At 69.3% G+C, this 21,136-nt stretch carries 15 protein-coding genes; 9 read left to right on the forward strand and 6 right to left on the reverse strand.

The window, feature by feature from the left end; translation table 11 throughout:
* Positions 1-323: 323 nt before the first annotated feature.
* Positions 324-3,083, forward strand: coding sequence for a BTAD domain-containing putative transcriptional regulator (locus ACFXI3_RS19415; RefSeq protein ID WP_378400940.1), 2,760 nt, complete (start codon positions 324-326; stop codon positions 3,081-3,083).
* Here the strand turns inward: ACFXI3_RS19415 and ACFXI3_RS19420 are convergent.
* Entirely contained in the window at positions 3,080-3,604 is a 525-nt protein-coding gene (locus ACFXI3_RS19420) for a M15 family metallopeptidase (protein WP_378400942.1), read from the reverse strand. The genes ACFXI3_RS19415 and ACFXI3_RS19420 overlap by 4 nt on opposite strands.
* An 88-nt stretch (positions 3,605-3,692) precedes the next feature.
* Between ACFXI3_RS19420 and ACFXI3_RS19425 the strand changes: the two genes are divergently transcribed.
* A complete protein-coding gene (locus ACFXI3_RS19425) occupies positions 3,693-4,367 on the forward strand; it encodes a response regulator transcription factor (RefSeq protein WP_344269313.1) in 675 nt (224 codons plus the stop codon).
* Positions 4,364-5,476, forward strand: coding sequence for a sensor histidine kinase (locus ACFXI3_RS19430; protein WP_378400944.1), 1,113 nt, complete (start codon positions 4,364-4,366; stop codon positions 5,474-5,476). Before ACFXI3_RS19425 ends, ACFXI3_RS19430 begins: the two co-directional genes overlap by 4 nt.
* Here ACFXI3_RS19430 and ACFXI3_RS19435 read toward each other — a convergent pair.
* The 4 genes from ACFXI3_RS19435 to ACFXI3_RS19450 are packed head-to-tail and all read right to left on the reverse strand — an operon-like array spanning position 5,426 to position 9,172.
* Positions 5,426-6,523, reverse strand: a complete 1,098-nt coding sequence (locus tag ACFXI3_RS19435; protein WP_378400946.1) for a glycosyltransferase — start codon at positions 6,521-6,523, stop codon at positions 5,426-5,428. The genes ACFXI3_RS19430 and ACFXI3_RS19435 overlap by 51 nt on opposite strands.
* Entirely contained in the window at positions 6,524-7,132 is a 609-nt protein-coding gene (gene vanX / locus ACFXI3_RS19440) for a D-Ala-D-Ala dipeptidase VanX (RefSeq protein ID WP_378400948.1), read from the reverse strand.
* Positions 7,129-8,166, reverse strand: coding sequence for a D-alanine--(R)-lactate ligase (gene vanA / locus ACFXI3_RS19445; protein ID WP_378400950.1), 1,038 nt, complete (start codon positions 8,164-8,166; stop codon positions 7,129-7,131). Before vanA ends, vanX begins: the two co-directional genes overlap by 4 nt.
* Positions 8,159-9,172: a D-isomer specific 2-hydroxyacid dehydrogenase family protein gene (locus tag ACFXI3_RS19450; protein ID WP_378400952.1), complete on the reverse strand. Its 1,014-nt coding sequence runs from the start codon at positions 9,170-9,172 to the stop codon at positions 8,159-8,161. Before ACFXI3_RS19450 ends, vanA begins: the two co-directional genes overlap by 8 nt.
* Before the next feature lie 346 nt (positions 9,173-9,518).
* On the opposite strand from ACFXI3_RS19450, the gene ACFXI3_RS19455 reads away from it, so the two are divergent.
* From ACFXI3_RS19455 to ACFXI3_RS19480, 6 genes are all read left to right on the forward strand, one after another.
* Positions 9,519-13,337 (forward strand): tetratricopeptide repeat protein, encoded by a 3,819-nt coding sequence (locus ACFXI3_RS19455; RefSeq protein ID WP_378400954.1) that lies wholly within the window; start codon positions 9,519-9,521, stop codon positions 13,335-13,337.
* A gap of 61 nt (positions 13,338-13,398) precedes the next feature.
* Positions 13,399-14,388 carry a hypothetical protein gene (locus ACFXI3_RS19460; protein ID WP_378400956.1) on the forward strand — a complete coding sequence of 330 codons (990 nt, stop codon included), beginning with the start codon at positions 13,399-13,401 and terminating at the stop codon, positions 14,386-14,388.
* 148 nt (positions 14,389-14,536) lie between these two features.
* The gene (locus ACFXI3_RS19465) at positions 14,537-15,613 is read left to right on the forward strand and encodes a hypothetical protein (protein ID WP_378400958.1); all 1,077 of its coding nucleotides are present in this window, start codon (positions 14,537-14,539) and stop codon (positions 15,611-15,613) included.
* Positions 15,613-16,752 carry a toxic anion resistance protein gene (locus ACFXI3_RS19470; protein ID WP_378400960.1) on the forward strand — a complete coding sequence of 380 codons (1,140 nt, stop codon included), beginning with the start codon at positions 15,613-15,615 and terminating at the stop codon, positions 16,750-16,752. Before ACFXI3_RS19465 ends, ACFXI3_RS19470 begins: the two co-directional genes overlap by 1 nt.
* On the forward strand, positions 16,749-18,362 hold the full coding sequence (locus ACFXI3_RS19475; protein ID WP_378400962.1) for a substrate-binding domain-containing protein: 1,614 nt from the start codon (positions 16,749-16,751) through the stop codon (positions 18,360-18,362). Before ACFXI3_RS19470 ends, ACFXI3_RS19475 begins: the two co-directional genes overlap by 4 nt.
* On the forward strand, positions 18,359-18,925 hold the full coding sequence (locus ACFXI3_RS19480; protein WP_378400964.1) for a hypothetical protein: 567 nt from the start codon (positions 18,359-18,361) through the stop codon (positions 18,923-18,925). Before ACFXI3_RS19475 ends, ACFXI3_RS19480 begins: the two co-directional genes overlap by 4 nt.
* Here the strand turns inward: ACFXI3_RS19480 and ACFXI3_RS19485 are convergent.
* Positions 18,879-21,056: a BTAD domain-containing putative transcriptional regulator gene (locus ACFXI3_RS19485; protein WP_378400966.1), complete on the reverse strand. Its 2,178-nt coding sequence runs from the start codon at positions 21,054-21,056 to the stop codon at positions 18,879-18,881. The two genes, ACFXI3_RS19480 and ACFXI3_RS19485, sit on opposite strands and share 47 nt — an antisense overlap.
* Positions 21,057-21,136 lie beyond the last annotated feature (80 nt).

Raw genomic sequence — 21,136 nt, forward strand, 5'->3', positions numbered from 1 at the left:
CTCACCTAATGATCCGTGGTGTTCCGCGCGGTGTGCGGTCCGTGTGGGGAACCCTGAGGGACTCTGATTCCCTCAGGGTTCCCCTCACGGACCTCCGGAAGCGGTCCGGAACCCTCCTGCGGAGGATGTCCGCCCGGCCCCACCGCCGCCGGCCCTCGAGCCGGCGACCAGGTCCCCACCTCGGGGGCCGGACGTGGTTCCACCGTGCCCGGCGTCGTCCTCAACCTGTCCTCGGTCTGTCCCTTCGTCCTCCGCGAGGCCGTTGACCTGCGCGGGTATGCTCAGGCCCGCAGCGGTGCCGGAGCCGAGGGGGGAACCGCGGAATGGATTTTCGCGTGCTCGGAGCGCTGGAAATCCAGACTGGATCCGACCGGCTGACGCTGCCCGGCGCACGCCATCGCCGCGTGCTCGCCTGTTTGCTGCTGTCGCCGAACTCCGTCGTTCCGCTGCCGAAGCTGATCGAGGCGACGTGGGACGGCGAACCGCCTGCGACGGCCACCAAGCAGATCCAGAACTGTGTTTCGGTGCTCCGCGAGCGGCTCGCCGATCCCGGGCAGCAACTGATCGTCACCGACGGCTCCGGCTACCGGATTACGGTCGACAATCAACAAGTCGACTGGCTTCGATTTACCGACGCTGTCGCTGCTGCCCGCCAGTCGGCGGAGGGCGGCGCGCTGATCGAGGGCGTCGAGAAGATCCGGTCGGCGTTGAAGCTGTGGCGCGGTCCGGTGCTGGACGGTCTGGACGCCGCGGCGCTTGCCGGGCGCGCGGCGCGGCTGGAGGAGCAGCGGCTCGCCGCGCTGGAGCTGTGCATTGACTGGCAGCTGAAGCTGGGCCAGTACCGCGAGGTCGTGGACGAGCTGGCGGAGATCGTCGAGGAACATCCGCTGCGGGAACGGCCGTACGCACAGCTGATGCTCGCGTTGGATCGCAGCGGGCGGCAGGCGGACGCGCTGACGGTGTTTCAGCGGCTGCGGACGCAGCTCGCCGAGGAGCTCGGGGTCGATCCCGGTGCCGAGGTGCGCCGGCTGCACGAACAGATCCTGCGCGGCGAGACGGAAGAACCGGCGGCCGAGGAAACCCCGAGCCCGCCGGAGCAGCCGTCGAGCCAGCTCGATCGCGCGGCCGACGAGCTCGCGGCGGCGATCGTGCGGCAGTGGACCGCGGAGGCCGAGATCCGTTCGCTGCACCGTCCGGAGCCGGTGCCGCTGACCTGGACGAGCACCGAGCGCCCGGTCGCCGCGGCGGCGTCGGCGGTGCTCGGCCGGCCCGGCGAGCAGAGCAGGCTGACGTTCAGCGGCGATCTCACCGACGTCGTCGCGAAGTTTCGGCAGGTTCCGGCGCGGCAGCTGGTCGTGCTCGGCGAACCGGGCGCGGGGAAATCGGTGCTGGCCATTCTGCTGACGCTCGGGCTGCTGGCCGACCCGCCGCCGGGCGAACCGGTGCCGGTACTGCTGCCGCTGTCGTCGTGGAATCCGCGCGAGGAACACCTGCACGGCTGGCTGGCCCGACGGCTGGTCGAGGAGTATCCGGGCCTGGCCAACATCGGCGCGTACGGCAAGGGCGCGGCGCTGCGGCTGGTGCTCGAAGGCCGCGTCATCCCGGTGCTCGACGGGCTCGACGAGCTGGCCCCCGGGCTGCACACCGCTGCGATCGACGCGCTGGACCAGGCCGTTTCCGGAGGCCGGCCGCTCGTGGTGACCTGCCGCAGCACTGAGTACGAGTACGCGGTGCGGCAGTCCGGGACTTTTCTGTCGCGGGCGGCGGTGGTGGAGATCGAACCGGTCGAGACCGAGGACGCGATCGACTTCCTCACCGCGCGGCAGCGCTTCGGCGAAACCCGCTGGGAGCCGGTGGTCCGGCAGCTGCGGCAGAACCCGGAAAGCCCGCTGGCGCAGGCACTTCGCACGCCGCTGATGGTCGACCTGGCGCGGACGGCGTACGCGCATCCCTCGACCGATCCCGGCGAACTCTGCGAGACGACCAGGTTTCCCGACCGCGCGGCGATCGAGGGGCATCTGCTGGACGAGTACCTGCCGGTGGTCTACACCTCCCGTCCGGCACCGCCCGCGCGGCTCGACCGGCCGACCCGGCCGCGCGATTACCCCGCGGACCAGGCGCAGCGCTGGCTGAGCTTCTTCGCCCGGCAACTGGAACGCGACCAGAGCCGCGATCTCGCGTGGTGGCAGCTGGATCGCGCGGTGCCGAGGCTGGTCCTCGGGCTCTGCCTCGGATTGCCGCCCGCGTTGCTGTTCGCGCTCACCGGCTGGATCGCGGCGGGGCCGGTGATCGGCGCGATCTACGGGTTGTCGTTCGCAGTGGCAGGTTGTGTAACGCATACCGTCGGCAGCCGACCGGGGCCGCTGCGGGTGGAGGCGCGGTTCCGCGGCACCGCGGGCCGATTCCTGCGGCGGTTCGCGGTCGGGGTGCTGATCGGGGTCTGCCTCGGGCTGGCGTGGTCGCTGTCGGCCGGGGTGATCGCGCTGCTCGCGGTGGTGTTCGGGCTGGCGATCGGGGTGCACGTCTGGCTGGACACGCCGCTGGAGGCGAGCCGGGTGTCGAGCCCGGCGAGCGTCCTGCGCAACGACCGCGCCGCGACGCTGTCGTTCACCTTGTCCTTCATTGTTTCGCTGGGCTTGTTCTACGGAATGGCGTTCGCCTTCACGAAGGAAACGCGGTTCCTCGGCGTTTTCCACGACCATTACGACCTGGCGCTGGCCTTCGCCGGCGGGCTGGCGTCGGCGTTGCTGGGCCGGTTTTTGGTGCGGAGCCCGGGAAGTCTCGCCTACGGCCTCGCTGGCGTGATCATCGGCGGCCAGGTCTTTTCGCGGGCTTCGAGCACGGCGCAGGCGATCGCGGCGGGGCTCGTGTTCGGGCTGGCGGTGGGGCTGAGCGTGTGGATCGCCCGGGCCTGGGGCGCGTACACGTTCAGCCGGTTGTGGCTGGCCTCCCGCAAGCGAATCCCGTTGGACCTGATGGGTTTCCTCGACGACGCGCATCGCCGGGGCGTTCTGCGGCAGGTCGGCGAGGTGTACCAGTTCCGGCACGCTCGATTGCAGGAACGGCTGGCGGATCCGTCCTAGGCCTGCAACCTCGGGTCCTGCGAAGGGTCGGCGTACATCGGCGGACAGCCATGGAGGACGGCTTCGGGACGAAGCTCGTAGTGCCATGGTTCGTTGTGGTAGATCTGGCACAGTCCATACGCGGCACCGTGTTTCGACAACCAGGCCGTGGCCTCGAAGGGACCGAGGTCGATCGCGTTCCCCAAGACATGCGCGGACCGGTCCGCGGTGGCTACCCAGCGCGCGGCTTCCTGTTCCGAGCCGTATCGGGCGATTGCCTTGCGCCGAAGCTGATTCTGATACGCCGGTGATCGCCAGCCGCTGTTGACGCGGAACTCGACGCCGTCGTTCGCGGCGTCCTTCGCCGCGCGGCGCAGCGCGTCCAGGAACGCCGGGTCGAGATTGGCCACGGCCGGAACCTCGGCGAACACCGTCGTGCCGGACGGGACGGCTCCGTCGGCCTCGCTGAGCGCGCCACGACGGCGAAGCACGCGGCGGACGGTTCGCCGGAAGGGACTTCGTGCTGATTCGCTGCGGGTCATGGCGTTCAGCCAAGGCGAAACGGTGTTGCCAGCGTGTACGCGGTTTCGGATATGCCAGCGATACGCGTCTGCTCGTAGCATCGACGGCATGCGTGTGCTGATCGTCGAGGACGAGCCCTACCTGGCCGAGGCCATCCGGGACGGGCTGCGGCTGGAAGCGATCGCGGCCGATCTCGCCGGGGACGGGGACACCGCGCTGGAAATGCTGAGCGTCAACGCGTACGACATGGCGGTGCTCGACCGGGACATCCCCGGCCCGTCCGGCGACGAGATCGCGAAACGCGTCGTCGCGTCCGGCAGCGGCATGCCGATCCTGATGCTCACCGCCGCCGACCGGCTCGACGACAAGGTCTCCGGCTTCGAACTCGGCGCCGACGACTACCTCACCAAACCCTTCGAGCTGCGGGAACTCGTGCTCCGGCTGCGCGCGCTCGACCGCAGGCGCGCGCACAACCGGCCGCCGGTCCGGGAAATCGCGGGACTGAAGCTGGACCCGTTCCGCCGCGAGGTCTATCGGGACGGCCGGTACGTCGCGCTCACCCGGAAGCAGTTCGCTGTCCTCGAAGTGCTCGTCGCGGCGGAGGGCGGTGTGGTCAGCGCCGAAGAGCTCCTCGAACGGGCCTGGGACGAGAACGCGGACCCGTTCACCAACGCTGTCCGCATCACGGTCTCGGCGCTGCGCAAACGGCTCGGCGAACCGTGGCTGGTCGCGACCGTCCCCGGGGTCGGCTACCGGATCGACGACGGATCGGCTCGCGGATGATCCGCGAGCCGGGGATGAGCGTCCGGCTCAAGCTGACCCTCAGCTACGCCGGATTCCTCATGCTGGCCGGGACGCTGCTGCTCGGCGCGGTGGGCCTGTTCCTGCTGAACTACCAGGACCGGGCGCTGGAAGTGATGCCGGTGGTGATGGCCCCGTCCGGCCGCGACCTGATCAAGGACTTCGCGCCCGACGCGGCCGTCGTGATGCTGCTCCTGCTGGTATTCGGCCTGCTCGGCGGCTGGGTGCTGGCCGGGCGCATGCTCGCCCCGCTGACCCGGATCACCGCCGCGACCCGGCGCGCCTCGACCGGCTCGCTCGCGCACCGGATCGAGCTGGAAGGCCGCGACGACGAGTTCCGCGAACTCGCCGACAGCTTCGACGCCATGCTCGCCCGCCTCGACGCGCACGTCGCCGAGCAGCGCAGATTCGCCGCCAACGCCTCCCATGAGCTGCGCACTCCGCTGGCGATCACGCAGAGCCTCCTCGAAGTCGCCCGCAACGACCCGGACCGGGATGTCGGAGAGCTTCACGAGCGCCTCCGCGTCGTGAACGCCCGGGCGATCGAGCTCACCGAAGCCTTGCTCTTGCTCAGCCGCGCGGACCAGCGTTCGTTCACCCGGGAACCGGTCGATCTGTCGCTTCTGGCCGAAGAAGCCGCGGAGACGCTTCTTCCGCTGGCGGAGAAGCACGGGGTCGTTATCGAGACTTCGGGAGACATCACTGCCGTTCGCGGATCGCGGGCGCTGCTGCTGCAGTTGACGACGAATCTGCTGCACAACGCGATCGTCCATAACCTGCCGGAAGGCGGGACTGTGCAGCTTCGCGCCTCTGCCTCTGCGACGGCGGGCACGCTCATTGTGGAAAACACCGGGGAGGAAGTCAGCCCGGAGAAGATCTGGACGTTCACCGAGCCGTTCCAGCGCGGTACCGAACGGATCCGTCGTGACCACGCTGGGGTCGGGCTGGGGCTGGCGATCGTGAAGAGCATCGCGCAGGCGCATGACGGGACGCTTTCTCTCGCGCCGGGTGCTGCCGGCGGGCTTCGGGTGACGGTGCGGCTACCTGGCGGGGCGATGTCGCTCGGCGATCGTCAGGACGTGCCGGGCTAGGACGGTGTCGGCGTTGGGTGCGCCTTTTGCGGAGGCGCGGGCGGACATCGCCGCGATTCGGGCCGGGTCGGTGAGGATCGGGATCAGCGTGGAGGCGATCCAAGCGGGGGTGAGTTCGGCGTCGGGGACGAGCAGCGCGCCACCTGCCGCGACGACTGGCCCGGCGTTCAGGCGTTGCTCGCCGCCGCGGTCCGGCAGCGGGACGAACGCGGCAGGGAGCCCGACTGCGGCCAGTTCGGCGCAGGTCATCGCGCCTGAGCGGCAGATCGCGAAATCGGCTGCGGCGTAGGCGTAGTGCATTTCGTCGACGTAGGGCAGGACTACATACGACGGGTCGCTCGCTTCGACAGTGTGCTGGCGGCCGGTGATGTGCAGGACTTGGACCCCGGCTGCTCTCAGCTGCTCAGCTGCGCCGGAGGCGGCGGCGTTGATGGCGGTGGCGCCTTGGGAACCGCCGGTGACCAGCAGGACCGGGCCGTCGGGGTGCAGGCCGAACTTTCGGCGAGCTGCTTCGCGGGTTGCGGGGCGGTCGAGTCCGGTGATCGCCGGACGCAATGGGATGCCGATCGCGGTGCCGTGCTTCAGCCGGACTTCGGGGGAAGCGGTGTACACGTGCGTCGTCATCCGGGCGGCGAGGCGATTGGCCGCGCCTGGGCGGACGTTCGCCTCGTGGATGACGATGGGCAGGCGTCTCTGGCGGGCGGCGACGTAAGCGGGGGCGGCGACATAGCCGCCGAAGCCCACTACGACGTCCGCTTGGACCTGGTCGAGGACCGTCCCGGCGGCGCGGACCGAATCGCGCAGCCGGGGCGGCGTCTGCAGGAGGGCGCGGGTTATCTTGCGCGGCAAGGGCGCGGGAGGGATGAGTTCCAGCGGGTAGCCGCGGGCCGGGATGAGCGTCGTGTCCAAGCCGCGGACGGTGCCGAGCGCGGTGACCTCGGCGGCGGGGGCCAGCTTTCGCAGTGCGTCGGCGAAGTTCAGCGCGGGTTCGATGTGCCCGGCCGAATGGCCTCCAGCGACCACGACGCGGGGTGCTCTGGTGGTCATCTAGGCGACGAGGAAATCGAAGTACGTTTCCGGGTAAGGCTCGTCCTTCAGCGTGTAGTGCCACCATTCGGTTTCATAGGCGGCGAAACCGCAATCCTCCATAATGGACCGGAGATGCTGACGGTTCGCTGCCTCTGCTGCGGTGATGCTGGGCGCGCCGTGGTGCGAGACGGCGTCCATCAGGTCGAAGCCGCCGCCCATGGGGACGAGTTCGCCGGTGTCCAGGCGATACAGCGTCAAGTCCGCTGTGCTGCCTCGGGTGTGGCCGGATTTGGTTGCCACGTAGCCGTTTTCGAACATCTGCGACCGGTTGAGATTCGGGTAGTGCTGGTGTTTCTTCCGGCCGTCTTCGGGTTGCTTCGCCCAGCGCAGGAAGCAGTCCACGGCGCGCTGCGGCCGGTAGCCGTCCCAGATCAGCAGGCCGAATCCCAGCGTCGCGGCCTTGTCCTGGGCGCTTTGGAGAGCGGTGCACAAGGCGTGGGTGCCGACGATCCGGTTCGCCAGGTAGCCGTCGACCGGTTTGCCGGTGAAGTTGTCCCAGGTGGCGTACTTGGCGTCCCAGCGGATCCCGGGCGCTGCCTCGTCCAGGAAAGCGAAACCGTGCTTCATCGGGATGCCCCGGCGAGCGCGAGCGACACCATCCGGTCGAGCATTTCGGGGAACGGCAACCCGGCCGCCGCCATCATCCGCGGGTACCGGCTGTAGGAGGTCAGGCCGGGGAAGGTGTTGACCTCGTTCAGCATGGCGGTGCCGTCTTCCAGCAGGAACAGGTCGACCCGGGCGAGTCCCTGGCAGCCCAGCGCGCGGTAGATGGTCCGGGCGGTCGCCTGGACGCGGGCGCGCGCCTGGCCGGAGATGTCCGCGGGCACGAGGATGGTCGAGTTCTCGGAGCCGCTTTCCGGGTTGTCTTCCTGATGGATCTTGAAGAACCCGTGCGACAGCCGGATCTGGTCCGGTTCGCCGACGATCAGGTCCGCGCCGTTGCCCAGAACCGCGCAACCCACCTCGCTGCCTTCGACCGCTTCCTCGATCAGCACCTTGGAATCGAACCGCGCCGCCTCCGCGATCGCGGCCGGCAAGTCCTCCTCGCACGAGACCTTGGTGACGCCGAACGACGAACCGGACCGGGCCGGTTTCACGAAGACGGGGTAGGCGAACTTGCTCGCGTCGACGTTCTCGTCCGCGGTCCCGGCCCAGAAGTTCGGCGTCGCGATGCCCGCGCTGTCGACGACCAGGTAGGCGAGGGATTTGTCCATGCACAGCGCGGAACTCTGCACGTCACAGCCGGCGTACGGGATCCCGGACAGCTCCAGGAGGCCCTGCATCGCGCCGTCCTCGCCGAGTTTGCCGTGCAGCACCGGCAGCACCACGTCCAGCCGGACCGGTTCGTATTTTCCCCGCTCCTCGACCAGCAGCCCGTGGACGCTCCGGTCCGGCGACAGCATCGCCGGGCGGCCGCCGTCCTCCCACGCTTCGCCGGGGCCGTCGCAGAGCTTCCAGGAACCGTTCTTGGCGATCCCGATCCAGTACGGCTCGTACTTTTCCCGGTCGAGGTTCTTCGCGACCTCTCGCGCGGATTTGACCGAGACGGGGTGTTCCTCGGAGATGCCCCCGAAGATCACGCCCACGTTGAGCTTAGTCATGGTTCGTCCAGCTTTCGAAATTCAGGCAGTTGAGGAGGCTGTTTTCCACCGCGTCGCGCAAGGCGTGGTCGGTGTAATACGCGGTGTGCGGGCTGATCAGGACGTTCGGCAGTTTCTGCAAACGCGCCAGATTCGTGTTCTCGATCGGTTTTCGGCGGCAGTCGGCATAGAACATCCCTTCCTCCCCTTCGAGGACGTCCAATGCCGCGCCGCCCAGCCTGCCGCTTTCCAGCGCGGACAGGAGGGATTCGGTGTCGATCAGCCCGCCGCGGCCGGTGTTGACGACGATCGCGCCCGGCTTCATCAGCGCGATCCGCTGCCGGTTCAGCAGGTGGCGAGTCTCGGGCGTGAGCGGGGTGTGGAGGGTGACGATGTCGCTCTGCCGCAGCAAATCGTCGAGCGGAACGTAATCCGCCGAGGTGCGCGGACCGAGGTCGTAAGCCAGTTTCTGGCCGCCGAAACCCCACAGCCGGTCGATGACCGCCGCGCCGATCCGTCCGGTTCCGATGACACCTACGGTGAGGTCGCGCAGTTCTTTTCCGGGAAGATCGCTCAGCCGGTAATCGTGTGCGTCGGTCCGCCGGATGAGCGATTTCGCGCTGCGGATCGCCATCAGTATCAACATGAGCGTGTAATCGGCGACGCTGTCCGGCGAGTACGCGACGTTTTCCACCGTGATGCCGATCTTCTCGGCGTAGGAGACGTCGAGATGATTGCACCCGATGCTCCGCGTGGAGAGATACTTGACGCCGACCTCGCCGAGTGCGCGCAAAGCGGCGTTGGTGATGCGGGTTTTGTGGCTGACACTGACGCACCGGTTCCCGGCGGCGAGGTCGGCGTTGGCTTCGGACAGCGCCGCCGAGGTGACAGCCGGTGCCACCCCCAAACGAGACACCGCCTCCCGGACCAAGGCGGCTTCCTCGGGCCCGCACCCGTAGATCGTGATGCCGGCCGCCGGAACCAGCGCCCGAAGCCCCGCGGCGCGTGCCGGTTCGCGGTAGGTCATGCCTGCCAGTCAAGGCAGAACGATGTTGCCAGCACGTATGCGGTTTCCGATACACGGACGATATCTCCGGCCCGGTGAAGAAGGAAAACCGCACCGGGTGCGGCAACTACCGGCGTGATAGCCACAAATCCGGGAGTGATACCACTGTTTTCGCAGTTCAGGCACTCGGGTGTCGTCGTGGACCGGCACCGGCGCGATATCGGGCAACTCTTGTCCAGCGGCAACAAACCGTGCGACCGTTGACCGGACGAGCGACCTGCCCGGATCACGCCGGTCGTTCGAGGTGGCGGGCCGGTGGCGGCGCTGGGGGGCGAGAAAGGGCGGACGCGCAAGGGGAGAAGCGGCAGTGACGGCGGTCGTGGCAGTGCATGTCCCGCGCCGGACGGTTCTGGACGTCGTCTTCGTCCACGGGCTGGACGGCGATGCCCGCGCGTCGTGGCGGCGCGGCGGGGACGGCACGTTCTGGCCGCGGTGGCTGGCCGCGGACGTTGCCGGCGTCGCGGTCTGGACCATGGGGTACGAGGCTTGGTCGAGCGGATGGCGCGGCCAGTCGATGCCCGCGCCGGACCGGGCGGTCAACCTGATGGCGCAGCTGCGGAACGCCGGCCTCGGCGAGCGTCCGTTGTGCTTCGTCACGCACAGCATGGGCGGGCTGCTGGTGAAGGAGATCCTGCTGCACGCAGCCGAAGGCCGAACCGATTTCGCGTGCTTCGCGCAGGCGGCGAAGGGTGTCGTCTTCCTGAGCACGCCGCACACCGGTTCGGGGCTGGCGCGAGCGGTGGACGCGCTGGGCGTGCTGTACCGGGGCACGCCCGCGGTCGAGGACCTGCGCCGCAACAGCGCGTACTTGCGGCAGCTCAACGACCGCTACCGGGACTGGGCGGACGAGACCGGGATCGCGAACCTGGTGTTCTTCGAAACGCGGCTGACCCGCCGGGTCCGGGTGGTGGACGAGGCGTCGGCCAATCCCGGGCTGCCCAGGGTCCGGCCGATTCCGGTGGACGCGGACCACGTGGGCATCTGCAAGCCCGAGGACCGCGGTTCGCTCGTCTACGGGCAGGTCAAGCGGTTCGTGCTCGGCCTGCTGCCCGGGCGGGGCGACGGGCAGTCCCGGCCGGCCGCGGTGCACCGGACGATTCTCGTCGCCGACGTCGAAGGGTTCAGCGACCGGAGCCGGACGAACCGGAACCAGCTGTCCGTGCGCGACGCGATGTACCAGACGCTGCGCCAGGCGTTCCGGGAAGCGGACATCCCCTGGGAGGCGTGCTACCACGAGGACCGCGGCGACGGGGTGCTGGTGCTTGTTCCTCCGGACGTGCCGAAAGCGGCGTTCGCCGAATCGCTTCCCGGTGCGATCGTCGAGACGCTGGAGGTGCACAACCGGGTGGCCGGCGCGGAGGAACAGATCCGGCTGCGGCTGGCGGTGCACGCCGGCGAGGTCCACTACGACCAGCACGGCGTGACGTCGAACGCGGTCGTGCTGGCGTTCCGGCTGGTCGGCTCGCCCGCGTTGAAGTCCGCGCTGGCGGGGTCCTCGAGCGTTCTCGCGACGATGGTCTCGGCGTGGTTCTTCGACGAGGTCGTGCGGCACGGCCGCGGCGGCCTCGCGGAGACCTTCCGGCCTTTTCCGGTGCCGCTGCGGGGAAGCCGGACGACCGGGTGGGTGAGCCTGCCTGGCGATCCCTGGCCCGCCGACCGGGCAGGCGAGACTCCGGACGTCCTCGCTCCGCCCGCCGATCAGCCTCTCCGGTACTCGCCGGAGCGGGAGGACGGCGGCGCGAACGGCCAGCTGGCGAAACGGACGCTTCCCCGCGACGCCCCCGCGTTCACCGGCCGGACCGCGGAACTGGAGCACGTGCTCAGGGAAATCACCGACGCGGTGCACACCGGCCGGATGGTCGCGATTCACGCGATCGACGGCATGGCCGGAGTCGGGAAAACCGCGCTCGCCGTGCACGCCGGTCACCTTCTCGCGGACCGGTTCCCGGACGCGCAGCTGTTCCTGCGGCTGCACGGGCACACCCCGGGCGAGCGGCCGGTCGGACCGGCGGACGCGCTCGCGTCGCTGCTGACCCTGATCGGCGTCACCGCACAGCAGATGCCCGCGGACCTGGACGCCAGGGCGGCGCTGTGGCGCGACCGGCTGGCGGGCAAACGGGCGCTGCTGATCCTGGACGACGCGCTGAGCCACCAGCAGGTCGAACCGCTGCTGCCGGCCGCGGCCGGATCGCTGGTGATCATCACCAGCCGCCCCCGGCTCATCGCTCTCGACGGGGCGGTTTCGCTGGCGCTGGACGTCCTGCCCGCCGAGGAGGCGTCCGCGTTGTTCGCGCGGCTGTCCGGCAGGACGATCCGGCCCGAGGAGGGCGAAGCGGTCGAGCGGGTGGTGCGGCTGTGCGGATGGCTGCCGCTGGCGGTGACGCTGCTGGCGGGAAGGCTCCGCAGTCGTCCACAGTGGACAGTGACCGACCTGGCGGACGAACTCGACTCGACGCACGACCGGCTCGGCCGGCTGCGCGCGGAGGACATCGAGGTGGCCGCCGCCTTCGACCTGTCCTACCGCGAACTCGGCCCCGGCCAGCAACGGTTCTTCCGCCGCATCGGCCTGCACCCGGGGCCGGAACTCGACGCGCACGCGACGGCGGCGATGGCGGACATTCCGGTGGCCGAGGCCGGTGCGCACCTCGGCGCCCTCTACGACGACCACATGCTCGAAGAGCCGGCCTTCGACCGCTACCGGATGCACGACCTGATCCGCGAGTACTCCCGGAATCTCAGCCACGAGGACGGCGAGCAGGAGGCGGAACGAGCGGTCGGCAGGCTTTTCGACTACTACTGCGACACCGCCGCCGACGCGGCCGCGCGCATCGCCAAGGACGTGACCACCGACGGGCTCCGCGAAACCCGGTCGCTCCGGCGCCGGGCGGCCCGCGACACCCGGGTGGCCAGCAGCATCGAGGCGTGGCGGTGGATGCGGGTCGAGACCGTCAACCTGCTCGCCTGCGCCGACCACGCGATCCGGCACGGCTGGCATCAGCAGGTCGTCGATTTGTCGGCGTGCCTGGCCAAATTCCTCTACATCGCCGGGCCGTGGGACCGGGCGTCGCGGCTGCATCAGTCGGCGGTGCGCGCGGCGGAGCACAACGGCGACGAGGCGGCGCGGGCGCACGCCTTGAACCATCTGGGAAGCGTGCAGCGGCGCATCGGCGACTACCTGTCCGCGGCCACGTCGCACACTGCCGCCCTGGCGAGTTACACGGCGCTGGGGGACGAGGCGGGACAGGCTGCCGCGCTAAGTCAGCTCGGGGCGGTGCGGCGCTGCCTCGACGACTATCCCGGTGCCGCCGAGGCCTTCCAGCGCGCGCTCGCCATGGCGATGAAACTCGGCGATCGCAGCGGGGAAGCGCACGCACGCAACGAACTGGGCATCCTGTATCTGGTCAACGGCGACTACCGGGCCGCGGTCGGCTCGCACGAGCACGCCTTGAGCATTTACGAGGAGCTGGACGACCTTCTGGGGCAGGCGGACGCCTGGAACGAACTGGGGGTCGCGCGGCGGGCGATCGGCGATTTCCCCGGCGCGGTCGACGCGAACACCCGCGCGGTCGGCGGCTTCCGCAGGCTCGGCGACGGCTTCCACGAGTCGTTCGCGCTCAACAGCCTCGCCGTGGCCTGGCGGATGATCGGCGAACCGCGGAAAGCGGCCGCCGCGCACAACGAGGCGCTGGCGATCTCCCGAGCGCTGGGCGACCGGCTCGGCGAAGGGTTCGGACTCAACGAACTCGGCGCGGCGCTGCGTCTTCTGGGGGAACTCGAGTCGGCGGAAAAGTGCCACACCGAGGCTCTGGACATCTTCTCCGAGCTGGGCAACCAGCTCGGCAAAGCCGAGACGCTGAACCACATGGGCGCGCTTCTGCTGGCGACCGGGCAAGTGGAGGACGCGGGCGAGCGGTACCGGAGCGCGCTGCCGCTGGCTCGCGAGGTGAACAGCCCGCTGGAAGAGGCACAGGCCCTGGCCGGGCTCGGCCGCTGCGCGCTTTCGTGCGGCGATCAGGACGCCGCGCGAGACTGCCTGCGTGCCGCGCTGGAGATCTTCGACCGCATCGGCTCGTCGGAAGCGGGTTCGGTCCGGGACTATCTTCGCTTCGGCCGTGGATCGCCTTGACCCTCAGGCGGTCAGGGAAATGCGATGGAGTTCGCGGACTTGAGCGTGGTCGGATACCCGGATGCGAGAGTGGGAGCGGAAGTACGCCGAGCGTCGGGCGAAGGCCTTGGCCCTGCCGACCGTTCCTGTCTGGCATCACGCGCGAATCGTGCCGCCGCAGCAGGGAGATGTGCGGATTTCGGAGTCGATCGGGCCGTTCGGCGAGTTGACGGCGCTGTGGTCGGGCCCTGAGAACCAGTTGGAGAGGTTTCCGCGCGCGCCCGAGTCGCGTCCGACGCCGGCGCGGGTGACCGTGCACGTGCCGGAGATGGCGGTCGCCGCGCGGATTCCTGATCTTCGGCTCGCGCATCCGAGCGCGCAGCCGCTGCCGGACGGTCGCGTGCTGGTGGTCGGCACCCGGTGCGAGTGGCGCCAGGAAAGCCCGGGCCGCAACGCGATCGTCTACTGCCCCGACGGCGAAGTGCTGGCCGAGCAGACGTTCGGCGACGGGATCGACCACGTGCAGGCCACGCGGAGCGGTGAGATCTGGGTCGGCTACTTCGACGAAGGCGTCCTCGGCTCGAACGGCTGGGGCGGCGACGGCACCGCGTCTCCCGTCGGCCAGAGCGGGTTGGTCCGGTTCTCGGCCGGCTTGGCTGAGGAATGGCATTACCCCGGGTCCGTCCGGGCGGCGTGGGGCGACTTTCTGGATTGCTACGCACTCAACGTCGACGGCGACACCGCCTGGACGTGCTACTACACCGATTGGCCCATCGTCCGGATCCGCGACGACGGCGTGACCGGGTGGACCAACGACATCAGCGGCGCCACCGCCTTGGCAGTGCGCGGTTCCCGGGTGGCGTTGTACGGCGGTTACGAGCCGTTGCGTGATCGGCTGGTGGCCGGGGTCCTGGACGACGGCCGCTTCCGGATGACCGGCGAGTACCGGCTCGTCCTGCCCGACGGGCAAGAGGTGCCGCGGCGGGCTCGCGTCTTCGGAAGGGGCGCGGAGCTGCACCTCGTGAGCGGAGACGACTGGTTCCGGCTCAGCCTCGACGACCTCCCGACGTAAGAAAATCCCTGCCACCGCCCGAATTTCGCCACCGCGCCACCGAAGACTCCGGTTGTTCATCGACCGTTCACGCGGAAACCCCCGTGCCGCGCGGCAAAAGCTGAAGGATTCGAGGTGACGCGTCGGGGGACGTGCGAGAGGGTGGGTCGTGAAGCGCCGGTTGTCGATCGGGCTGGCTGTGGTTTTGGTGCTCGCCGTGGCGGGGGTGGTCGTCTGGGGGCGATCCGGCGACGATTCCGCCGCGGGTGGCGGGATTACCGTCGTGCGCGGGGTGATCGGGTCGGAGAAGCAGGCCTTCTTCACTGATCAGCGGGTGGTGGACGCGTTCGCCAGACAGGGGCTGAAGGTCGAGGTCGACACGGCGGGGTCGCGGCAGATCGCGACTGCCGTCGACCTCGGGAAGTACGAGTTCGCGTTCCCGTCCTCGTCGCCGGCGGCGCAGAAGATCCAGCGCGACAAGAAAGTCACGACGGTCTACACGCCGTTCCAGTCGCCGATGGCGGTAGCGACCTTCGAGCCGATCGTGCAGCTGCTGAGCGGAAACGGCGTGGTGCGCAAGGGCGCGGGCGATTACCAGGTGCTCGACATCGCGAAGTACCTGCAGCTCGCGGGCACCCGCTGGGATCAGCTGCCGAACAACACGGCCTATCCGGTGCGCAAGAACGTCCTCGTGACCACGACTGACCCGCGCGAGTCCAATTCCGCGGCGATGTATCTGTCGATCGTTTCGTTCGTGGCCAACGGGAACAACGTCGTCTCCAGCCCGGACCAGGAGGCGAAGGTCCTGCCGCAGGTCGCGAAGTTGTTCCTGGACCAGGGGTACACGCAGAACAGCACCGAGGGCCCGTTCGAGGACTACCTGTCGGCGGGCATGGGCAAGACGCCGCTCGCGTTGATCTACGAATCGCAGTACGTCGATCGGGTGCTGCGGAACGACGGCTCGATTCGGCCGGACATGCGGATGCTGTACACGGCGCCGACGGTGTATTCCAAGCATACGCTGGTTCCGTTCTCCGCCAACGGAAACAAGGTCGGCCAGGCCCTGTCGACGGATCCGGAGCTCGGCAAGCTCGCCGCCGCGTTCGGGTTCCGCACGACGAATCCGCAGGTGTTCCGCGAGGTCGCCGCGCGGGCCAAGGTGCCGGGGGAACTCGTCGACGCGGTCGAGCCGCCGAGTTTCGAGACCCTGGAACGTATGCTCGACTCGATCCAGAAGCAGTACTGATGGACGAATTCACCCTCACCCCGCCCGAACCGGTGGCGGCGGTGCCCGTCGAACGCGCTGCCGGGCTCATCACGCTCGGCGAGGAGATCCGGGGCGAGATTTCCCAGCGAGCCGACGAGTTCGCCGAGCGACTCGAAGCTCTCGACGTCAAATCGCCTGAGTTCACCGCGCTGCTTGACGAGATCCTCGCGGTCGGCGAGGCGGACATGCGCACGGCGGCGACGGTCGCGGGCACGATGCTCGACCGGTCGACCAAGGCACTCGACACTGCTCGTTCGCCGCACCAGGAAGTGACGACGAGCCTGACCGAGTTGCGCCGCACGGTCGCGGAACTCGATCCGGCGAAGCTGCCGATCACCGGACGCAAACTGCTCGGGATCTTCCCCGCCGCGGCGAGCGCGAAACGAGCGCTCGACCGGTATCGGGCGGCGAACGAGCCGGTGAACGCGCTGGTCCGCGAGCTGCGCGTGCGGCAGGACGTGCTGCGGCGCGACAACGCGGCGATCAAGGGCGAACGCGAGCGGCTCTGGGCGACGCTCGGCAAACTGGCTGAAGCCGCGGCGTTCGCCGAAGCGGTCGACGGGGCGATCGACCGGCAGGCGGGCGTCTTCGATCTTACGGATCCCGCGCACGCCAACGCCTTGCGCGCCGATCTGCTGTATCCGATTCGCCAGCGGCACCAGGACGTGCTGACGCAGTTGGCGGTGAGCGCGCAGGGGTATCTCGCGCTGGATTTGGTGCGGCGCACCAACGACGAGCTGATCCGCGGCGTCGAGCGCGCGGCGACCACGACGGTTTCCGCGCTGCGTGTCGCGATGCTGGTGAGCGCGGCGCTGGCCAACCAGCGTGACGTGCTCGACGAGGTCAACGCGTTGCAGGCGACCACGAACGGTCTGCTGCGGGCGAATGCGGAGTTGCTGCAGTCGCAGAGCGAGGAAATCCGCAAGGCATCGAGTGATCCGGCGGTCGCGGTCGACACCCTGCGCGAGTCGTTCGACCGGATTTACTCGGCGTTCGACGCGATCGACGGGTTCAAGGCCGAAGCTGTGTCGCGCATGGCGTCCACTGTGGATTCTCTGTCCGGGGAGTTGCGTCGCGCGGAGGATCGGCTGCGCCGGTCGCACGAGGGGGAGTTGTGAGAAGACTCGGCGTATTCGCGTTGGCCGTGTTGCTGCTGGTGACTGGTTGTTCGTCGGCGGAACCGGCCGATCCGAGCCAGCCTGCGGCGGGCGCGTTGCGGGTGTTCGCGGGCAGTGAGCTGGCCGATCTGCAGCCAGTGCTCGATGAGGCCGCGAAGGCGACTGGCGTGCAGGTCAAGTTCACGTTCACCGGCACGCTGGAAGGCGCGGAGGCGCTCGCGAAGGGCAGCGTCGACGGGAAGTACGACGCGGTGTGGTTCTCCTCGAACCGTTACCCGGCAGGCATTCCCGACGCGAACAAGCGGCTCGGCAATCAGGCGAAGATCATGCGTTCGCCGGTGGTGCTCGGGCTCTCGGCACCGGTCGCGCAGCGGCTGGGCTGGGACAAGAAGGCTCCGACCTGGGGCGACATCGCGGCGGCGGCCGGGAGGAAGGAGTTCAGCTACGGGATGACCGACCCGTCGGCGTCGAACTCCGGATTCTCCGCGCTCGTCGGGGTCGCTTCGGCGCTCGCCAGCGCGGGGACGGCGATCGACGCGAAGCAGATCGAGACGGTCACGCCGCAGCTCACGCAGTTCTTCAGCGCACAGCAGATGTCGGCGGGCTCGTCGGGCTGGCTGTCTGATGCCTTCCAGAAGCGCGCGACCGGGCAGGATCCCGGGCAGAAGGTCGACGGACTGGTCAACTACGAGTCCGTCCTGCTGTCGTTGAACGCCTCGGGCAAGCTGCCGCAGCCGCTGACGCTGATCTATCCGACGGACGGCGTCGTCACCGCCGACTATCCGCTCACCCTGCTCAACGGCGCGAGCGATGCCGCGCGCACGGCACACCAGAAGCTCTCGGACTACCTGCGCACACCCGATGTGCAGCGCCGGATCATGACTGCCACGCAGCGCCGTCCGGCCGTCCCCGGTGTGCAGCTCGGGCAGCAGTTCGCGTCGCACGACCTGGTGGAGCTGCCGTTCCCGGCGACGCAGCAAGCCGTCGATGCGTTGCTTTCGGCCTACTTCAGCAAGATCCGCCGCCCGTCGCGGACGTTGTACTTGCTGGACACGTCGGGTTCGATGCGGGACGGCCGGATCGAGGCGCTGCGTTCGGCGCTGTCCGGGCTCACCGGCGCGGACAGTTCGCTGATCGGCCGCTACCGGCAGTTCCGCAGCCGCGAGGAAGTCACCATGCTGCCGTTCAACACGCAGCCGGGGATGCCGACGACGTTCACCGTGCCCGAGCAGTATCCGCAGCCTGAGCTGGCGAAGATCAAGGACTACGTCGGCGGCCTGACCGCTAACGGCGGCACGGCCATCTACGACACCCTGCAGCACGGGTACCAGGTGCTGGAGCCGCTCGTCGCGAAGGATCCGGACCGGTTCAACTCGATCGTGCTGATGACCGACGGCCAGAACGAGAACGGCTCCGACCTCGCCGCGTTCAAGGCGGCGTTCGGCTCGCTGCCGCCCGCGATGCGGCAGATCCCGGTGTTCACCGTCCTGTTCGGCGAGGGCAGCGGCGACGAACTCGGCCAAGTCGCCGCGTTGACCGGGGGCAAGGTCTTCGACGCCCGGAACGTGCAGCTGGCCAGCGTGTTCCAGGAGATTCGCGGGTACCAATGAGACGCTGGTTCGGCTCCACCAAGAACCTCTTCGGCTGCGTCGGCGCGCTGGCCGGGCTGCTGCTGTACGTGCTCGGCGTGATCGGCCCGTTGTGGCTGATGTTCGTGGTCCTGGTCGTGTTGTACGCCGCGGGCGCGCTGCTCGGCCCGCCGGAGAAGGTGCGGCTGGTTGTCGATCCGTCGGTGGAGGCCGCCGAGGTCCGTTCGTCGCTGGACACTCTGGTGCGGACGGCTTCCGGGCGACTTCCGGAGTCCACAATGGACGCTGTGCGGCGGGTGGCGGAGATGTTGTCGGACCTGCTCGCGGATCCTCGGCGGCTGGCGGGGAATCCGGACCTGCAGCATCGGGTGTTGTTGCTGGCGCGGACGGATTTGCCGTTGTCGGTGCAGACGTATCTCAACTTGCCGCGGTGGTTCGCCGCGCATCGGGGCGAGGCGGGGCAGGAATTGGTGACCCAGTTGGGGTTGATCGAGCACCGGGCGCATCAGGTGGCGGAGGAGTATTACGCGGCGGAGGTCAACCGGCAGAAGGACCAGACGCGCTACCTCGGCGAGGAGCCGTAGCGAGGTCTGCCGGGGCTTGCCAGCGGGCGAGCCGGTCGTAGAGCCGGGACAGCCGGACATGGAAGGTCTCCAGCGCCCAAGCCAGTTGCCAACCGGCGGGGTTCCGTTCGAGCGTAGTCGCGGTGTGCTGCGCGGCGAGCAGGCAAGCGTGCTCCGTGTTGCACCAGGCCAAAGCCGCCAGCGCGTCGGGCAGCGGATGGAGCAGGACGTCCGGCGCGGGTGGATCGAGCGGGACCGAGTCCTGGCGCGGGTTCAGCAGCCGGTCGGCGGCGTGGGCGGTGTGCGTGTAGAAGTACAGGATCCGCCGCAAAGCCGCGTCGCGCGCGTCTTCGGTGACGGTGTGCTGGGCGGTGTCGCTGGCGTAAAGGCGGATCAGGTCGTGCATTCGATATCGGCCCGGAACGTGTTGCTGTACCAGGGAAGCGATCTCCAGTTCCCGCAGCACCGTCCTCAGCTGGGCGGCCGGAAGCGCCACCAAAGCCTCGGCTGCGGCCAGGCTGATGTCCGGGCCTGGGGCGATGCCGAGCAAACCAAAGAGTCGCGTCGCTTGCGGGCTCAGCGCGCGGACGGACCAGGACAGCACCGCGCGCAGGTTTACCCGCAGGCCACCGGCGTTCAGGCCGTCCAGCCGGGCGGAGGCGTCGCGCAGCTCCTCGGCCAGCACGGCCAGCGGGAACGTCGGGTGGTGCTGGGCGCGGGCGGCCACGATCCGCACGGCCAGCGGCAAACCCGCGCACATCGTGAGCAGGTCGGCGACCGTGTCCGGTTCGGCGGCCAGGCGGTCCGGGCCGAGGTGTCCGGCCAGGAGTTCCCGGGCGTCGGAGTCGGGCAGGACGTCCAGGTTGAGCAGGTGGACGCCGTACAGCGCGGCGAGCCCGACCAGGTGGCGGCGGCTGGTGATCAGGACGGTGCAGGTGGGAGTGCCCGGCAGCAGCGGCGTGACCTGGTCGATGTCGCGGGCGTTGTCCAGCACGAGCAGCATCCGTTTTCCGGCGAGCAGGCTGCGGTACAACCCGATCTGGGCTTCCAGGTCGACCGGGATCGCGGAGGGGACGACGCCGAGCGCGTCCAGGAAGCCGCGCACCGCCTCGGCGGCGGACACGGGCTGTCCGGTGGGATCGAAACCGTGCAGGTTGACGTGCAGTTGCCCGTCCGGGAACCGGCTGAGCCGCTGATGCGCCCAGTGCAGCGCCAGCCAGGTTTTGCCGATTCCGCCGGTGCCGCCGATCGCCACCGTTCCCGCCACGTCCATGTGCCGGTCCAGTTGGACGAGTTCGCCGCCGCGGCCGGCGAACAGCCGGGGCGGGCACGGGAGCTGCCTGGGGACCGGCGGCCGGGTCGCGGGTTCCGGCGCGGGCGCGGTCAGCGCGGGGTCGGCGGCGAGGATCTGCTCGTGCAGTTCGCGGAGCGGACGGCTGGGGTCGGTGCCGAGTTCGTCGGCCAGAACGCGTTGCAGGCGGTGGTAATGCTGCAGCGCCTCGGCTTGGCGGCGGCTTCGGTAGAGGGCCAGCAGGTACTGCCCGGCGAGGCGTTCGTCGAACGGGTGGCTCGCGGTGCCGGCGGCGAGTTCGGCGAGCAGTTCGGCGTGTCTGCCTTGGCGCAGCCGGATGTCGGTCAGGTCGAGGCGCGCGGTTCGCTGGCGGGCGGTCAGCGCGGCGCGCAGCGCGCACAGCCACGGGATGTCGGCCGCGGCGGCGAGATCCGAGAAAGGCTTGCCTTGCCACAGGGACAGCGCCTGTTCGAGGGCGGTCGCGGCGATCTGGTCGGCGCGGGAATCGCGCTGCGATGCGGTGCGGGCCTGTTCGAGAAGCGCGTGGAAGCGATGCAGATCGATCGCGTCCGGTTCGACGGAAAGCCGGTAGCCGCAGCCGTTGCGGGTGAGGGCGACCCCCGGAATCGGAGCGAGGACCTTGCGCAGCAACGGAATGTTGTGCTGCACCGCCCGCCGCGGCTGCCGGGGGAGCGCGCCCTCGGGCCAGACGCGGTCGATGAGCTCGTCCATCGCGACCGTCTGATTGGCCTCGATCAGCAGCACCGCAGCCATGCAGCGCAACTGCTGATGGCCGAGCGCGATCGCGCGCTCGTTCACCGTCACGCCAACAGGGCCGAGCAGACGGAATCGTACCGTCATCGTGATCACCCGTGAGCCGGTCGCCGGACCAGGACTCAGTGTGTCTAGCGTCCGTCGCCCGGCTCGTGCAACGGCAAGGG

Source organism: Amycolatopsis sp. NPDC059235 (assembly GCF_042754125.1).
Lineage (GTDB): Bacteria > Actinomycetota > Actinomycetes > Mycobacteriales > Pseudonocardiaceae > Amycolatopsis > Amycolatopsis albidoflava.

Bases quoted from the DNA above. Each gene is read 5' to 3' on its own strand.
- ACFXI3_RS19430 (WP_378400944.1), top strand. From the start codon at position 4,364: ATGATCCGCGAGCCGGGGATGAGCGTCCGGCTCAAGCTGACCCTCAGC.
- ACFXI3_RS19450 (WP_378400952.1), bottom strand. From the start codon at position 9,172: ATGACCTACCGCGAACCGGCACGCGCCGCGGGGCTTCGGGCGCTGGTT.
- vanX (WP_378400948.1), bottom strand. From the start codon at position 7,132: ATGAAGCACGGTTTCGCTTTCCTGGACGAGGCAGCGCCCGGGATCCGC.
- ACFXI3_RS19480 (WP_378400964.1), top strand. From the start codon at position 18,359: ATGAGACGCTGGTTCGGCTCCACCAAGAACCTCTTCGGCTGCGTCGGC.
- ACFXI3_RS19435 (WP_378400946.1), bottom strand. From the start codon at position 6,523: ATGACCACCAGAGCACCCCGCGTCGTGGTCGCTGGAGGCCATTCGGCC.
- ACFXI3_RS19415 (WP_378400940.1), top strand. From the start codon at position 324: ATGGATTTTCGCGTGCTCGGAGCGCTGGAAATCCAGACTGGATCCGAC.
- vanA (WP_378400950.1), bottom strand. From the start codon at position 8,166: ATGACTAAGCTCAACGTGGGCGTGATCTTCGGGGGCATCTCCGAGGAA.
- ACFXI3_RS19470 (WP_378400960.1), top strand. From the start codon at position 15,613: ATGGACGAATTCACCCTCACCCCGCCCGAACCGGTGGCGGCGGTGCCC.
- ACFXI3_RS19420 (WP_378400942.1), bottom strand. From the start codon at position 3,604: ATGACCCGCAGCGAATCAGCACGAAGTCCCTTCCGGCGAACCGTCCGC.
- ACFXI3_RS19460 (WP_378400956.1), top strand. From the start codon at position 13,399: ATGCGAGAGTGGGAGCGGAAGTACGCCGAGCGTCGGGCGAAGGCCTTG.
- ACFXI3_RS19485 (WP_378400966.1), bottom strand. From the start codon at position 21,056: ATGACGGTACGATTCCGTCTGCTCGGCCCTGTTGGCGTGACGGTGAAC.
- ACFXI3_RS19425 (WP_344269313.1), top strand. From the start codon at position 3,693: ATGCGTGTGCTGATCGTCGAGGACGAGCCCTACCTGGCCGAGGCCATC.